1 pseudogene is annotated in these 324 nt (G+C 26.2%); it reads left to right on the top strand.

From position 1 onward, the window contains the following. Positions 1 to 324 (top strand): annotated as a pseudogene (locus JG677_RS08680) (DUF7494 domain-containing protein); the annotation flags it as partial.

A 324-nucleotide genomic window follows, 5' to 3' on the forward strand; every position in this document is an offset into this window, starting at 1 on the left:
ATTTTAGAGAGTTTTCCTATGAATTTTAATATGGTAGAGCTTTATGATGCTTTACTTACTTATGCAAATGATCATAATATGCAAACAACTATTTTAACTTATGCGCCAAAGGCAATTGATTATCAAAATTTAAAAGGGATTAATCTTTTTAGTCCAAATTTAGAATTTATTTATTTAGATACTTTACAAAATACCAATCAAAATGAAAAGGCCTTGAGTGTTTTAACCGATCTTTTAAAGCTAAAATTATCACCAAATGATAGGGCTAGGGCTTTATATATACAAAGTGGAATTTATGAAAATTTAAAAGATGTTAATGCACAA

This window comes from Campylobacter sp. TTU-622 (assembly GCF_016598965.1).
GTDB lineage: Bacteria > Campylobacterota > Campylobacteria > Campylobacterales > Campylobacteraceae > Campylobacter_D.